The 14,117-nt window shown below is 64.6% G+C and carries 13 protein-coding genes and 2 pseudogenes; 5 read left to right on the top strand and 10 right to left on the bottom strand.

The features are described 5' to 3' along the window. Positions 1–130: 130 nt before the first annotated feature. On the bottom strand, positions 131–571 hold the full coding sequence (locus tag FB481_RS18445) for a YqaA family protein (RefSeq protein ID WP_147177298.1): 441 nt from the start codon (positions 569–571) through the stop codon (positions 131–133). A 12-nt stretch (positions 572–583) separates the two neighbouring features. Further along, positions 584–1,312: a VC0807 family protein gene (locus FB481_RS18440; RefSeq protein WP_147177417.1), complete on the bottom strand. Its 729-nt coding sequence runs from the start codon at positions 1,310–1,312 to the stop codon at positions 584–586. 273 nt (positions 1,313–1,585) lie between these two features. Here FB481_RS18440 and FB481_RS18435 point away from each other — a divergent pair, with 273 nt between their 5' ends. The 3 genes from FB481_RS18435 (at position 1,586) to FB481_RS18425 (ending at position 3,877) form a co-directional block, all read left to right on the top strand. Then, on the top strand, positions 1,586–2,341 hold the full coding sequence (locus FB481_RS18435; protein ID WP_147177297.1) for an ABC transporter substrate-binding protein: 756 nt from the start codon (positions 1,586–1,588) through the stop codon (positions 2,339–2,341). A 149-nt stretch (positions 2,342–2,490) separates the two neighbouring features. Then, positions 2,491–3,354 (top strand): oxaloacetate decarboxylase, encoded by an 864-nt coding sequence (locus FB481_RS18430; protein WP_093506505.1) that lies wholly within the window; start codon positions 2,491–2,493, stop codon positions 3,352–3,354. Positions 3,355–3,610: 256 nt separating this feature from the next. After that, positions 3,611–3,877: a DksA/TraR family C4-type zinc finger protein gene (locus tag FB481_RS18425; protein WP_093506470.1), complete on the top strand. Its 267-nt coding sequence runs from the start codon at positions 3,611–3,613 to the stop codon at positions 3,875–3,877. Here the strand turns inward: FB481_RS18425 and FB481_RS18420 are convergent. Together FB481_RS18420 and FB481_RS18415 are read right to left on the bottom strand one after the other, a co-directional pair. Next, positions 3,878–4,415 (bottom strand): annotated as a pseudogene (locus tag FB481_RS18420) (GNAT family N-acetyltransferase). It abuts the gene before it with no gap. Then, positions 4,412–4,930, bottom strand: coding sequence for a GNAT family N-acetyltransferase (locus FB481_RS18415; RefSeq protein ID WP_093506472.1), 519 nt, complete (start codon positions 4,928–4,930; stop codon positions 4,412–4,414). The pseudogene FB481_RS18420 and the gene FB481_RS18415 overlap by 4 nt, the downstream one beginning before the upstream one ends. Positions 4,931–5,124: 194 nt before the next feature. On the opposite strand from FB481_RS18415, the pseudogene FB481_RS23715 reads away from it, so the two are divergent. Both FB481_RS23715 and FB481_RS23710 read left to right on the top strand, forming a co-directional pair. Then, a pseudogene (locus FB481_RS23715) lies at positions 5,125–6,006 on the top strand (cache domain-containing protein); the annotation flags it as partial. A gap of 273 nt (positions 6,007–6,279) precedes the next feature. Beyond that, positions 6,280–7,119: a methyl-accepting chemotaxis protein gene (locus tag FB481_RS23710; RefSeq protein ID WP_372239578.1), complete on the top strand. Its 840-nt coding sequence runs from the start codon at positions 6,280–6,282 to the stop codon at positions 7,117–7,119. Between the two features lie 24 nt (positions 7,120–7,143). Here the strand turns inward: FB481_RS23710 and FB481_RS18405 are convergent, their stop codons facing one another. The 6 genes from FB481_RS18405 to urtA all read right to left on the bottom strand — a co-directional run bounded on the left by FB481_RS18405 (position 7,144) and on the right by urtA (position 14,071). After that, positions 7,144–7,905, bottom strand: coding sequence for an SDR family NAD(P)-dependent oxidoreductase (locus tag FB481_RS18405; protein ID WP_147177295.1), 762 nt, complete (start codon positions 7,903–7,905; stop codon positions 7,144–7,146). A gap of 430 nt (positions 7,906–8,335) precedes the next feature. Beyond that, positions 8,336–9,034 carry an urea ABC transporter ATP-binding subunit UrtE gene (gene urtE, locus FB481_RS18400; protein ID WP_027910162.1) on the bottom strand — a complete coding sequence of 233 codons (699 nt, stop codon included), beginning with the start codon at positions 9,032–9,034 and terminating at the stop codon, positions 8,336–8,338. Between the two features lie 82 nt (positions 9,035–9,116). Continuing rightward, positions 9,117–9,968, bottom strand: coding sequence for an urea ABC transporter ATP-binding protein UrtD (gene urtD / locus FB481_RS18395; RefSeq protein ID WP_013793155.1), 852 nt, complete (start codon positions 9,966–9,968; stop codon positions 9,117–9,119). Continuing rightward, complete coding sequence (gene urtC / locus FB481_RS18390) at positions 9,965–11,053, bottom strand: urea ABC transporter permease subunit UrtC (RefSeq protein WP_147177294.1); 1,089 nt, start codon at positions 11,051–11,053, stop codon at positions 9,965–9,967. Before urtC ends, urtD begins: the two co-directional genes overlap by 4 nt. Positions 11,054–11,165: 112 nt before the next feature. Continuing rightward, positions 11,166–12,737 carry an urea ABC transporter permease subunit UrtB gene (urtB, locus tag FB481_RS18385; protein ID WP_147177293.1) on the bottom strand — a complete coding sequence of 524 codons (1,572 nt, stop codon included), beginning with the start codon at positions 12,735–12,737 and terminating at the stop codon, positions 11,166–11,168. A 68-nt stretch (positions 12,738–12,805) separates the two neighbouring features. Beyond that, entirely contained in the window at positions 12,806–14,071 is a 1,266-nt protein-coding gene (gene urtA / locus FB481_RS18380) for an urea ABC transporter substrate-binding protein (protein ID WP_147177292.1), read from the bottom strand. Between the last annotated feature and the right edge of the window lie 46 nt (positions 14,072–14,117).

Genomic DNA, 14,117 nt, shown 5'->3' with positions numbered 1-14,117 from the left:
TACCCATCGTTCATGCCCTTTCCCGGGGTATGTCCCGGCGGGATGTGGGTGTACAGGGTGCGCAGTATCCCGGAGGCGGGCCGCTTGCTCAACTGGCACCGGTTTGCAGGCCGTTACCGAGTGTGTCTTTTTACAGGCTCAAACCCAGTGTGGCTGCGGCCAGCACGGCATAACGCAGGGTTTTCGCGAAGGCGACGATCAGCGTGAAACGCCACAGCGGCTCACGCATGATGCCGGCGACCAGGGTCAGCGGATCGCCGATCACTGGCAGCCAGCTCAGCAGCAGCGACCAACGACCATAACGGCCGTACCAATGCTGCGCTTGTTGCAGGCGCCGTTCGTTGACCGGGAACCAGCGGCGGTCGCGGAAACGCTCCAGATAAAGCCCCAACCACCAGTTGACCAGCGAGCCCAGCACGTTGCCTACGCTGGCGAACAGTACCAGAGCCCAGGCCGGCTGCGCGCTGCCGAGCAGCAGGCCGACGAGCAGCGCCTCGGATTGCAGGGGCAGCAGCGTCGCTGCGCCGAATGCGGCGGCGAGCAGCCCGAAATAGGCGTAGAAATCCGGCAAAGCGCTGAGCTGTCAGGGCTGCTTGTCAGTTTCGCTATTGGCCATGATCTCTTCCAGCTTGAGGCCGGTGAGGTCATGGATGGTGCGCCACAGGTAATAGAAGATGGCCATCAGCATGATCATCGACGGGATGGCGATCATCGGGTAGCTGAGCAGGGTCATGCGACCCAGTTCGTCGTTGAACGCCTCGCTGCCAGCCGGGCTGGTAACGATCCACTTGGCCAGCACGTAGTTCATTACCGAGGAGAAGAAAAAAGTGCCGCTGAGCAGGTAGGTGGCGCGCATCAGTCGGGTTTCGAAGCGCGGTGTGTGCCCGCCCTGCTCCAGGCGCTCATGGATCTTGTCGACGTTGAGTACCGTTTTGTTGAACAGCAGCGTGCGGATTAGCGGGTAGCGAGTGCGCGTGGAGACCAGTACGGCAATGCCGATCAGCCCGGGAATCGCCGCTTCCTTGATCGCCAGCCACTGGTTGTCCAGGTGCAGCAGGCCGATGCCACCGGTGAGGATCACACTGACCAGACCGAGCAGGGCGACGAAGTTGAATTTACGGTACTTGATCAGCTCGAACGCGCCCCAACCGAGCGGGAATGCCAGAGCCAGCACCAGTGCGCCATCCGGGCCCAGGCGGGCTTCGCCGCTGAGCTTCATGAGAATCAGCGAGGGGATCACGATGCTGATCAGCAGGTCGATGAACGGGCGGGGTTTGTGCGACGGGGCGGGCGTTTGCGTGGTGTCGGTCATGTCGGTGCGCGTTGATGGGCGAGCGCCGATGATCGCCTGCCTGAAGCGCTGGCGCCAGCCCGATTGTCGTTGCAATGGCCACAAAGTCCTTCGGCCATTTGTATTGGGCGCAATCGGATAAGCTGTCGGCCTCTAATGCCTGCGTTCGCCTGCTTGCTGAAATTGGCCGGTTACTGGGGTAAAATTGCCGGCTTTAGCTGCAAGGCGTGCATCGACAGTGCAATTCGCCGCTTGGCAGCCGACTGCGTTTTCGCGTTCAGGGGGTACGGCCTGATGGGCCCGCTGCGTTGCTACGGTGTGTTGATCGTCGCGTTGCTGCTGTGCACTCGCGCCCACGCCGAGCTGCGCATTCTCACTGAGCCGGGGCCACCCACGGCGTTCATGCAGGATGGGCAGCTACGCGGTTTTGGCGTCGATGTGGTGCGTGAGCTGATCGAGCGAACCGGCGCCCACGCGCAGATCGAGATGATGCCCTGGACCCGCGCCTACACGATTGCCCAGCGTGAGCCGGATATTGCGCTGTTCGCCATGGTGCGTACGCCTGAGCGTGAAAAGCGTTTTCAATGGGTGGGGCCTATATTGCATGGCAAAGTACGCTTCTATTCGCTGAAGTCGCGGGGCATGCAGGTGAACAGCCTCGGTGATGTGGCGGCCAGCGGGCCGTTGGCGGTACCCAAACAGTGGTACAGCTACGAGGCGCTGCAGGCCAAGGGGCTGCCGAATCTGTATGGCGTGCCGACGCCACAGACCATGGTCACGCTATTCGCACATGGCCGCGGCAACCTGATCCTGCTGGAAGACCTCCTGCTACGCGACATGCTCGCCCCGGCAGGCCTTGAACCGGCGGATGTGCAGCCGCAGATGGTGTTCATGGAGTCTTCGTATTACATCGCCTTCTCGCTGGACACCGATCCGGCAGTGGTTGCTGACTGGCAGGCAAAATTGGCGGAAATGCGCCGTGATGGGGGATTCTCGGCGATTTTCCGCCAGTGGCTCCCCCATGTAGAGCTTCCCGCCGCACTGCGCTGAGTTGGCGGGAAAATTGCTGCGAGGCGAGCAGCAGCCGACAACAGCCGGCCATCGCTCGCGGCACAGCACAAGAATTCGCTTCAGACGGCAGGGGACAAGGCCGTCGGGCACCCGATTCATTCGACGTTTGGACAATGCCTATGACCAATATGCAACGTGCTTCCCATCATGAACTGCGGCGCGCCTTCCGCACCCTGCTGGCTTCGGGCGCCTGTTACCACACCGCCTCGGTTTTCGACCCGATGTCCGCGCGCATCGCCGGCGACCTCGGTTTCGAAGTCGGCATTCTCGGTGGCTCGGTGGCCTCCCTGCAGGTACTCGCCGCGCCGGATTTCGCGCTGATCACCCTGAGCGAGTTCGTCGAGCAGGCCACCCGCATCCACCGGGTTTCCCGCCTGCCGGTGATCGCCGATGCCGACCACGGCTACGGCAACGCCCTGAACGTGATGCGCACCGTGGTCGAGCTGGAACGCGCCGGCATCTCCGCGCTGACCATCGAAGACACCCTGCTGCCCGCCCAATTCAACCGCAAGTCGACCGATCTGATCAGCGTCGCCGAAGGCGTCGGCAAAGTGCGTGCGGCCCTTGAAGCGCGTGTAGACCCGGACCTGGCGATCATCGCCCGTACCAACGCCGGCGTGCTCAGCGTCGATGAAGTGGTCAAACGTACCGTGGCCTATCAAAAGGCCGGTGCCGATGCCATCTGCATGGTCGGTGTCGAGGATTTCGAGCATCTGGAAAAGATCGCCGAGCACCTCAGCGTGCCGCTGATGCTGGTGACCTACGGCAACCCCAAGCTGCGCGATAACGAGCGTCTCGCCAAGCTGGGCGTGCGCATCGTGGTCAACGGCCATGCGGCTTACTTCGCGGCCATCAAGGCCACTTACGACTGCCTGCGCGAGCAGCGCAACGCCGTCGCCAGTGACCTGAGCGCCTCGGAGCTCGCGCACAAGTACACCCAGCCAGAGGACTACGTGGCCTGGGCCGACGAGTTCATGAACGTCAAGGAATAACCCCGCTTCACCTGCCACGCCGGACAGCGGCCGCGCAACGCGAGCCGATTCGTCCGCCGTCGGCCGCCCTTGCCAAGCCCTGCCTCACGCTCCTATCTTCGAGCCAGCACCACCATCAGCTTGTTGAAATACTGCTGCGTTGAACGGCTCGTACACGAGTCCAAGCAATAGGCCCTTGCACCACGTGAACCAGGCGCTTCGTCTGTTTTCGTGGCATTGCCTGGGATTTCATCAGCCCGCTCATTGGGAGAACGCTATGGCCACCGGTTGGGCGCAAGACGGCGCCGTGCAGGAGCAGATCGACAGCACCATCGAAGACGCCGTGCAGCGCGCGCGCAGTCAACTGCCCAAAGGCGAGAGCCTGACCCATTGCGAAGAATGCGATGCGCCGATTCCCGAAGCGCGACGCCAGGCCGTTCCCGGCGTGCGCCTGTGCGTGAACTGCCAGGCCCATGCTGACCAGGAACAGGCAAAGGCCGGAGGTTTCAACCGTCGCGGCAGCAAGGACAGCCAACTGCGGTAGTCAGCTGGGCCGAAAGAGAGTCTTGTAGTAGATGGCGTTGGCTCGGTACTGGCCGTCCGGCCCGCAGGCGTAATCGGGCAGGCCGCCGATCGTGGTGTAGCCCAGCGCGCGATAAAGGTGTTCGGCTTCGCTAGCGGCCTCGGTGTCCAGATACAGTAGACCTCGCTTCAGTTGCCTGGCACGGGTCTCAAGTTGCTGCATCAGCAGCCGGGCAATACCACGGCGACGCGCGTTGCTCAGCACCAGCAATTTCTGCACTTCGCCGCGATTCAACCCATTGGGTTTCTGGCACAGGTTGAGCTGCACCGAACCCAGCACTTTTTCATGCTCTTCAGCGATCCAGATCGCCAGCGCGCCGCTGCAAAGCGCACGGCGCACGGCGCACATCGTCGAAGTAGGCGTCCGCCTGCCGGGTGTCGATATCGGCCAGGAAACCGACGGAGGCACCGTTGGCCACCGCATCGATCAACAAGGCGATTAGCCCTTGCCGACAGGCGTCGAAACCGGCTTCGTCGAGCTGGCGGATCTGCAGGATCATGGCGTGCTGCGCTGCGGCGTGAGGATCAGCTGCATGAAGGTCAGGTCCAGCCAGCGGCCGAACTTGCAGCCGACCTGTGGCATCTGCCCGGTGACGCTGAAACCCAGCCGCTCGTGCAGGCGCACCGAGGCGACGTTGCCACTTTCGATGGCGGCGACCATCACGTGCTTGCCGACCTCTCGTGCCCGCTCGATCAGCGTCTGCATCAGCAGCGGGCCAAGACCCCGGCCGCGGGTGTCGTGGCGCACGTACACGGAATGCTCGACGGTATTGCAAAAGCCTTCGAAGGGCCGCCAGTCGCCGAACGAGGCATAGCCCAGCACCTGTTGCGCCTCATCGACCGCCACTAGGATCGGATAGCCCTGGGCGCCGCGCGCCTCGAACCAGGCCTGGCGATTGGCGAGGTCCACGGGGCGCTCGTTCCAGATGGCCGTGGTGTTGAGCACGGCATCGTTGTAGATGGCGAGCAGGGCGGGCAGGTCGTCTGCAGCGGCGTTACGTATGGCAATGGACATGGGCAAACTCGGGTGCAGATGGAGGTATAAGTCGCGGCGGTCAGTATCGGTCTGGGCGCTCGTCGGAGGCAATCGTGGATTGCCCGAGCTTGAGCGGTTTATCGCAGAGAAACGCTTGCTGTAATGGCAGATAGCCCTAGTATCAATAGTCGTGCAGTTCGGTTGAGAAGCCCTGATAACAGCGGAGAAACGACATGGCATTGTTTCCGGTGACTGTGGCCAAGCGGATGACCGTAGGCGTACTGCTGTTGCTAAGCCTGACCGCCCTGGCGGTCTATTCGGTCATGGCGCTGCGTGGCAAACCACAACTGATGGCGGTCGGGGTGACATCCGCCGAGCAGGCTGCCGCTGCGCTGGCGCGCCAGCTGGCCCTGCAACTCAGCGAAATCCAGGGCACCACGGCGGGCCTGGCGCACTTGGCCGAGGCCTTGCCGCGGGACGCCGAGTTGGTGCGCAACGTGCTGCCGGGGGTGATCGACAGCCAGGGTAATGCCGCCATCGCCGGTGGCGGCCTGTGGCCCGAGCCGGGTGCCTTCGAGAGCGGCGTGGCGCTGCGCAGCTTCTTCTGGGCGCGTAGTGCGAGCGGCGGTCTCGAGTACAGTGGCGATTACAACGCCGCCTCCGCGCCGCCCTATCAGCAGGAATCCTGGTACAGCGCGGCGCGCTCGTCCGCACCTGGTCGTTGCGTGTGGTCCGACGGTTATCTCGATCCGGTGACCAGCGTGGCGATGACCACCTGCAGCGTGCCCTATCAACTGAGCGGGAAGTTTGCCGGCGTGGCGACGGTGGATCTGCGCCTCGACGGCCTGGCCACGTTCCTGAGCGAGCGCGGCAACGTCACCGGCGGCTATGCCTTCGTGGTCGATCGGGCCGGTAACCTGTTGTTCTTCCCGGATGCCAAGGCCACCGGTGGGCTGCCTACCATGGCCGGGCTGGTGGAGCGTGATCCTGCGGTCGCACCGTTGCAGGCTGCCTTGCAGGCCGCGCGCGCCGGCACACCGACCAGCATGCTCGACTACGACGTGCGCCTGCAGGGCCGCGCCTATGTCAGCTTCGCGCCCCTGGGGGATACCGGTTGGCAGCTCGGGCTCGTCACGCCCGAGGGCCAGGTCGCCGGGCTGAGTCATCGCCTGACCGGAGAACTTCTGCTCTTCCTGCTGCCCTTGCTGGCCGTGTTGCTCGGCCTGGCGTGGTTCGCCGGGCGTCGTTTGCTGGCGCAGATCGAAGAAACCACCGCGCAGATCGAGCAGCTCGGTGAGGGTGGTGGAAGCGAGTTGCCCGTCGGTCGAAGTGACGAAATTGGTGCGTTGCGCTCGGCGGTGAATCGCTATGCCGGCTCGCTGCGCAACATGCTGCTCGATATATCGGAACAATCTCGCGTGCTTGAGCGCCAGGCTGCCGAGCTGGCAAGCCTGTCGCAGGCCATCGCCGAGCGGGCCGAAACCCAGCGTGAAGACAATGCCTTGTTGGCCACCGCCATCACCGAGATGTCGGCCAGTGCCCAGGAAGTGGCCGGCAATACCACCGATTGTTCGGATACCGCGGAGCGTTCGTTGCTATCGGCGCGCGCAGGCCAGGTGAACGTGCGTAGCAACAGCGCATCGATCCAGGCGCTGGCCGAGGAGATCGGTCAGGCCGAGGCGGCAATCGGTCGCCTGGGTAGCGATATCGAGCGGGTCGGCAGCGTGCTCGAGGTGATCACCTCGATCTCCCAGCAGACCAACCTGCTGGCGCTCAACGCCGCAATCGAGGCGGCGCGCGCCGGGGAGCAGGGCCGCGGTTTCGCCGTGGTGGCGGATGAGGTGCGTACGCTTGCCGGCCGTACCCAGGCGTCGGCCAACGAGATTCAGGTGATGATCGGCCAACTGCGCGATGCGTCGGGCCAGACCGTCGCCACCATGCAGGCTGGCGTGCGACGTACCCACGAAGCGGTCGAGCAGGCCAATGGCGTCGCGGTCACCCTGGAGGGCACGGTCAATGGCTTCGAGGATATCGTGCAGCGCGCCCAGCAGATCGCCGTCGCGGCCCAGGAGCAGAGCCACGTGACCCAGGAAATCAGCGAGCTGGCCGTGCGTATTCACGGCGCCAGCGAAGAGGGCGCGCGCGATTCCGGAACCTTGCGCGAGCTGGGCCGGGCCATTGAGGAGCTGTCCCAGCGGCTCGCGCGGATGAGTCAGGGGGCCAAGTGACGGGCAGGCGAGCCCGTCAATCGATTACTTGTCGCGGTCGACCGCGAACGGGCCCCAGGCCTGGCGGCTGGGCATGATTTCCAGGCGGTTGATGTTGATATGGGCAGGCAGGGTGGCGACGTAGAAGATCTGCTCGGCGATATCTTCCGCGCTCAGTGGCGTGGTGGTGCTGTACAGCGCATCTGAGGCCGCCTGGTTACCTTTGGTACGCACCAGGGTGAATTCGGTTTCCGCCATGCCCGGGGCGATGTCGGTGACGCGCACGCCAGTGGACACCAGGTCGCAGCGCAGGTTGAAGCTGAACTGTTTGACGAACGCCTTGCTGGCGCCGTACACGTGGCCGCCCGGGTACGGCCATTCGCCGGCTACCGAACCGATGTTGATGATGCTGGCGCCCTTGCCGGTTTCCAGCAGCTTGGGCAGCACCGCGTGGGTGACGTTGACCAGGCCGGTGATGTTGGTGTCGATCATGGTGTGCCAATCCTGCAAGGCCACCTTCTGCGCGGCTTCCGGCGCCAGGGCCAGGCCGGCGTTGTTGATCAGCGCGTGGATCTTGTCGAACGGCGCCGGCAGGCTGTCGACCAGGGTCTGCACGGCAGTGGCATCGCGCACGTCGAGGGTGGCGATATGCACCGGCACCTTGCTCTCCAGCTCGGCCTTGAGTTCCTCCAGGCGCTCCTGGCGGCGGCCCGAAAGCACCAGCGCCCAGCCGGCCTCGGCGAAGCGGCGAGCGGTGGCGCGGCCAAAGCCGGAAGTGGCACCGGTGATGAAAACTACCTGGGTCATGTTCTGCCTCTTGTCTGTCGTCAGTGAACACCGCCCGGCCAGTGGCTTGGGCGATTCGTGCTGATCGACTGCCGGAGTGGGCTCGTCGACGCGGATCCTCGCCACCCTTGGCGCCTGCGGGTTGGCCGGCAGGTGAAAGTGGGATGGGCGGACGGCAAGAATAACCGGCTTGGGCAGCTACCGCGTAGGTACAGTGGCGGCCTTTTACCGCTCAGAGCCTGTTCAAGATTTTTATGCGCCTGAAGCGGAGCCTACAAGGTAAGAAGCGGGCATCGGGCGTCGCCGCTTTTGTAGGAGGGGCTTTAGCCCCGAGCTTTTAGGGGGCTAAGAGCTCGGGGCTAAAGCCCCTCCCACGATTTCGCGGTCGGCTGTTCTCGCCAATTAGCTGCCAAAATCGGCGAACCTGGGCTGAGAGATTATGAATAGGTGCTCAGATCGCCACCAACCCACGCACGCCGTCCGCCTCCATGGTTTCGCCGCGGCCCTGCTGGACGATCTCGCCGCGGCTCATCACCAGGTACTGGTCGGCCAGTTCGGCGGCGAAGTCGTAGAACTGCTCGACCAGCAGGATGGCCATGTCGCCGCGGGCGGCGAGTTTTTTGATCACTGCGCCGATTTCCTTGATCACCGAGGGCTGGATGCCTTCGGTGGGTTCGTCGAGGATCAGCAGGCGTGGCTGGCTGGCCAGCGCGCGGCCGATGGCCAGCTGTTGCTGCTGGCCGCCGGAAAGGTCGCCGCCGCGGCGGTGCTTCATTTCCAGCAGCACCGGGAACAGCTCGTAGATGAAGGCCGGCACCTCCTTGGCCTGGCTGCCGGGAAAACGCGACAGGCCCATCAGCAGGTTTTCCTCCACCGTCAGGCGGCCGAATATCTCGCGGCCCTGGGGCACGTAGGCGATGCCGGCATGCACCCGCTGGTGCGGTTTGTAGCCGGTGATGGCCTTGCCTTCCCACTGCACGCTGCCTTCCTTGGCGGGCAGCAGGCCCATCAGGCATTTGAGCAGGGTGGTCTTGCCGACGCCGTTGCGGCCGAGCAGGCAGGTGACTTCGCCGACCTTCACGTCGAACGACAGGCCGCGCAGGATGTGGCTGCCGCCGTAGTACTGGTGAAGCTGTTGGACTTGCAGCATGGTGTACCTCTCGTGCCCGCGCTTTGCGTGGGAACCATCGATCTTTGAGAGCTCGGGGCTGAAGCCCCTCCTACGGTTGGCCTTAGCGCCCCAGATAAACCTCGATCACCTTCTCGTTGGCCTGCACGGCGTCGAGCGAGCCTTCGGCCAGCACGCGGCCCTGGTGCAGCACGGTGACGTGGTCGGCGATGGTGCCGACGAAGCCCATGTCGTGCTCGACCACCATCAGCGAGTGCTTGCGCGCCAGGGACTTGAACAGCTCGGCGGTGAATTCGGTTTCCGCGTCGGTCATGCCCGCCACCGGCTCGTCGAGCAACAACAGTTGCGGGTCCTGCACCAGCAGCATGCCGATTTCCAGGAACTGCTTCTGGCCGTGGGACAGCAGGCCAGCCGGGCGCTGGCGCGAGCCGTCCAGGCGAATGGTGGCCAGCACCTCGTCGATACGGTCGCGCTGCTCACCGCTGAGCCTGGCGCGCAGGCTGGCCCACACCGACTTGTCGGTCTTCTGCGCCAGTTCGAGGTTCTCGAACACGCTCAGCGCCTCGAACACCGTCGGCTTCTGGAACTTGCGCCCGATGCCGGCCTGGGCGATCTCGACCTCGCTCATCTGCGTCAGGTCGAAGGTTTCACCGAAGAACGCGGTGCCGCTGTTCGGCCGGGTCTTGCCGGTGATCACGTCCATCAGGGTGGTCTTGCCGGCGCCATTGGGGCCGATGATGCAGCGCAGCTCGCCGACGCCGATGTACAGCGTCAGGTCGGTCAGCGCCTTGAAGCCGTCGAAGGCGACGTTGATGTCTTCCAGAGTGAGAATGGTGCCGTGGCGTACGTTGAGGCCGCGCCCGGCACTCTGGCCCAGGCCGATGGCGTCACGGGCGCTGCCCGCTGCATCTGGAGTCGGTTCGATGAGCATTTCGGGAATCGGTGCACTTCTCATGACTTGTCCCCTCGTTTGAGCAGGCCGATGACGCCCTTGGGCAGGAACAGGGTGACCACGATGAACAGCGCGCCGAGGGCGAACAGCCAGTATTCGGGAAAGGCCACGGTGAACCAGCTCTTCATGCCATTGACCAGGCCGGCGCCGAGCAGCGGGCCGATCAGCGTGCCGCGCCCGCCGAGGGCCACCCACACGGCGGCTTCGATGGATTGCGTCGGGGCCATTTCGCTGGGGTTGATGATGCCCACCTGAGGCACGTACAGCGCCCCGGCCAGGCCGCACAGCACGGCGGAAAGTACCCAGATGAACAGCTTGTAGCCGCGTGGGTCGTAGCCGCAGAACATCAGGCGGCTCTCGGCATCGCGCAGGGCGGTGAGCACCCGGCCGAACTTGCTGCGCGCCAGGCGCCAGCCCAGGTACAGGCTGCCGACCAACAGCAGCACGGTGAGCGCGAACAGCGTGGCGCGGGTGCCGGCGGCGGTGATCTCGAAGCCGAGGATGCTGCGAAAGTTGGTGAAGCCGTTGTTGCCGCCGAAACCGGTCTCGTTGCGAAAGAACAGCAGCATGCCGGCGAAGGTCAGCGCCTGGGTCATGATCGAGAAGTACACGCCCTTGATCCGCGAGCGGAAGGCGAAGAAACCGAACACCAGCGCCAGCAAGCCGGGCGCCAGCACCACCAGGCACAGGGCCCATAGGAAGTTGTCGGTGCCGTACCAGTACCAAGGCAGCTCCGTCCAGGCGAGAAAGCCCATGAACGCCGGCAGGCCGTCGCCGGCGGCTTCGCGCATCAGGTACATGCCCATGGCGTAGCCGCCGAGGGCGAAGAACAGCCCATGGCCGAGGGATAGCAGGCCGGCGTAGCCCCAGACCAGATCCAGCGCCAGGGCGACGATGCAGTAGCAGAGGATCTTGCCGACCAGGGTCAGGCTGTAGGCGGAAACGTGCAGCGCATGCTCGGCCGGCAGCAGGTGCAGAACGGGCATGGCGACCAACATGGCGAGCATCAGCAGGCCGATGGCCAGTGACACCTGTGGGCCGAGCCTGTGGCTGGCGCGAGCCAATAGGGTTTGGTTGGCGGCGTTCATTGGTGAATCCCCTGTAGGCCGATCTGTGGGAGTGCGCCATGCGCGCCAACGACGGCGGTGATGCAATCGCGGGCATGGCCCGCTCCCACAGCATCGAGATTAAGCGTGCGGTTCAATCGATCACCCTCCCTTTCAAGGCGAACAGGCCCTGCGGACGCTTCTGAATGAACAGAATGATCAGCGCGAGGATGAGGATCTTGCCGAGTACGGCGCCGATCTGCGGCTCCAGGATCTTGTTGGCGATCCCCAGGCCGAAGGCCGCCATGACGCTGCCGGCCAGTTGGCCGACGCCGCCGAGTACCACCACCAGGAACGAGTCGATGATGTAGCTCTGGCCGAGGTCCGGGCCGACGTTGCCGATCTGGCTCAGCGCCACGCCGCCGAGGCCGGCGATACCCGAACCGAGGCCGAAGGCCAGCATGTCCACGCGGCCGGTGGGCACACCGCAGCAGGCGGCCATATTGCGGTTCTGGGTGACGGCGCGCACGTTGAGGCCCAGGCGGGTCTTGTTGAGCAGCAGCCAGGTGAGCACCACCACCGCCAGGGCGAAGCCGATGATCACGATGCGGTTGTACGGCAGCACCAGATTGGGCAACACCTGAATGCCGCCGGACAGCCAGTAGGGGTTGGCCACTTCGACGTTCTGCGCGCCGAACAGCACGCGCACCAGCTGGATCAGAATCAGGCTGATGCCCCAGGTAGCCAGCAGGGTTTCCAGCGGGCGGCCGTAGAGATGACGAATCACCGTGCGCTCCAGGGCCATGCCGATCACCGCGGTCACGCAGAAGGCCACCGGCAGGGCGACCAGCGGATACAGCGCCAGGGCGTCGGGGGCGAAGCGCTGGAAGAGAATCTGCACCATGTAGGTGGAGTAGGCGCCGAGCATCAGCATTTCGCCGTGGGCCATGTTGATCACCCCGAGCAGGCCGAAGGTGATGGCCAGGCCGAGGGCGGCGAGCAGCAGGATCGAGCCCAGGCTCATGCCGCTGAATGCCTGGCCGAGCAGTTCGCCGATCAGCAGCTTGCGCTTGACCTGGGCGAGGCTGGTTTCTGCGGCGGTGCGCACGCCAGCGTCGCTTTCCACGCCGGGCTCCAGCAGGTTTTCCAGGCGGGTACGGGCCAGTGGCTCGCCGGTTTCGCCGAGCAGGCGCACGGCAGCCAGGCGTACCGCCGGGTTGGCGTCGACCAGTTGCAGGTTGGCCAGGGCGAGGGTGAGGGCATCGCGCACGGCGTCGTCGTCTTCATTGGCTTGCGCCTGGGCGAGCAGCGGCAGTTGCGCCGGCTGGGCGCTCTTCTGCAATTGCTGGGCGGCGCTCAGGCGCACGCTTGCATCCTCGGCGAGCAACTGATGGCTAGCCTGGGCGTTGGCGATCAGCCCGCGCAGGCGGTTGTTCAGGCGCAGTTTGCGCGGGGTGCCTTGCGGCTCGGCATCGCCTTCGGCGGCGCGGTAGCCAGCGTCGGTTTCGATGAAGGCGCGTTTGTCGCCGTCAGCGGCCACACGGCCCTGTTGCAGCGCATCGAGCAGGGGCTGGCGTGCCGGGTCGGGCATGGCGGCCCAGCTCTCCAGCAACTTGGCCTGCTGCGTGGCGCTGGCGGCGACGAAATCGTCGGCTTCGCCGGCTTGTGCGGCCAATGGCAGCAGGAGCAGCAGGCTGAAGAGAATTCGGGCAAAGGCATAAGGCATGGGCGTGTCCTTGGTGTCCCGCGGCACAGGCGCCGGAGAACGACTCGGCGCCTGTGCCGCGGTGCGGATCAGTTCGACTTCACCGGGGTGTCGCCTTTCTTGTCGTTACCCTCGATGTACGGGCTCCACGGCTGGGCGCGGATCGGCCCTTCGGTTTCCCAGACCACCGAGAACTGGCCGTCTTCCTGAACCTCGCCGATCATCACCGGCTTGTGCAGGTGATGGTTCTTCTCGTCCATCTTCAGGGTGAAGCCGCTCGGCGCCGCGAATTCCTGGCCCGCCATGGCCACGCGCACCTTGTCGACGTCGGTGGTGCCAGCCTTCTCGACGGCCTGGGCCCACATGTGGATGCCCACGTAGGTGGCTTCCATCGGGTCGTTGGTCACCACGGTGCCGGCGTTCGGCAGCTTCTTGGCCTTGGCGTAGGCCTTCCAGTCGGCGACGAACTTCTCGTTGACCGGGTTCTCCACGGACTGGAAGTAGTTCCAGGCCGCCAGGTGGCCGACCAGCGGCTTGGTGTCGATGCCGCGCAGTTCTTCCTCGCCGACCGAGAACGCCACCACCGGCACGTCGGTGGCTTCGATGCCCTGGTTGGCCAGTTCCTTGTAGAACGGCACGTTGGAGTCGCCGTTGACGGTGGACACCACCGCGGTCTTGCCGCCGGCGGAGAACTTCTTGATGTTGGCGACGATGGTTTGATAGTCGCTATGGCCGAACGGCGTGTAGACCTCTTCGATGTCCTTGTCCTGTACGCCCTTGCTGTGCAGGAAGGCGCGCAGGATCTTGTTGGTGGTGCGTGGGTAGACGTAGTCGGTGCCGAGCAGGAAGAAGCGCTTGGCGCCGCCGCCGTCTTCGCTGAGCAGGTATTCCACTGCCGGGATCGCCTGCTGGTTCGGCGCGGCGCCGGTGTAGAACACGTTCGGCGACATTTCCTCGCCTTCGTACTGCACCGGGTAGAACAGCAGGCCGTTGAGTTCCTCGTAGACCGGCAGTACCGATTTACGCGACACGCTGGTCCAGCAGCCGAAGGTCACCGCGACCTTGTCCTGGGTCAGCAGCTGGCGGCCACGTTCGGCGAACAGCGGCCAGTTGGACGCCGGGTCGACCACCACCGGCTCGAGCTTCTTGCCGAGCACGCCGCCCTTGGCGTTGATCTCGTCGATGGTCATCAGCGCCATGTCTTTCAGTGACGTTTCCGAAATGGCCATGGTGCCGGACAGCGAGTGCAGGATGCCGACCTTGATGGTCTCGGCGGCCTGCACGGTCCAGGTCAGGCCCATGGCAGCGATGGACGCGGAAAGGGTGAAGGCCTTGATCAGGCTGCGACGTTGCATAGTTCGATCTCCATTCACAAACGAGTTATGTGTTGTTGGCAGTGGA

This window comes from Pseudomonas sp. AG1028 (assembly GCF_007993955.1).
GTDB classification, from domain to species: domain Bacteria; phylum Pseudomonadota; class Gammaproteobacteria; order Pseudomonadales; family Pseudomonadaceae; genus Aquipseudomonas; species Aquipseudomonas straminea.
This window is presented reverse-complemented; position numbering and strand designations above follow the sequence as displayed.

Coding starts and splice junctions, on each gene's coding strand:
- FB481_RS18430 (WP_093506505.1), top strand. CDS start 2,491: ATGCAACGTGCTTCCCATCATGAACTGCGGCGCGCCTTCCGCACCCTG.
- FB481_RS23710 (WP_372239578.1), top strand. CDS start 6,280: ATGCTGCTCGATATATCGGAACAATCTCGCGTGCTTGAGCGCCAGGCT.
- urtD (WP_013793155.1), bottom strand. CDS start 9,968: ATGAGAAGTGCACCGATTCCCGAAATGCTCATCGAACCGACTCCAGAT.
- urtA (WP_147177292.1), bottom strand. CDS start 14,071: ATGCAACGTCGCAGCCTGATCAAGGCCTTCACCCTTTCCGCGTCCATC.
- urtC (WP_147177294.1), bottom strand. CDS start 11,053: ATGAACGCCGCCAACCAAACCCTATTGGCTCGCGCCAGCCACAGGCTC.
- FB481_RS18405 (WP_147177295.1), bottom strand. CDS start 7,905: ATGACCCAGGTAGTTTTCATCACCGGTGCCACTTCCGGCTTTGGCCGC.
- FB481_RS18425 (WP_093506470.1), top strand. CDS start 3,611: ATGGCCACCGGTTGGGCGCAAGACGGCGCCGTGCAGGAGCAGATCGAC.
- urtB (WP_147177293.1), bottom strand. CDS start 12,737: ATGCCTTATGCCTTTGCCCGAATTCTCTTCAGCCTGCTGCTCCTGCTG.
- FB481_RS18435 (WP_147177297.1), top strand. CDS start 1,586: ATGGGCCCGCTGCGTTGCTACGGTGTGTTGATCGTCGCGTTGCTGCTG.
- urtE (WP_027910162.1), bottom strand. CDS start 9,034: ATGCTGCAAGTCCAACAGCTTCACCAGTACTACGGCGGCAGCCACATC.
- FB481_RS18440 (WP_147177417.1), bottom strand. CDS start 1,312: ATGACCGACACCACGCAAACGCCCGCCCCGTCGCACAAACCCCGCCCG.
- FB481_RS18415 (WP_093506472.1), bottom strand. CDS start 4,930: ATGTCCATTGCCATACGTAACGCCGCTGCAGACGACCTGCCCGCCCTG.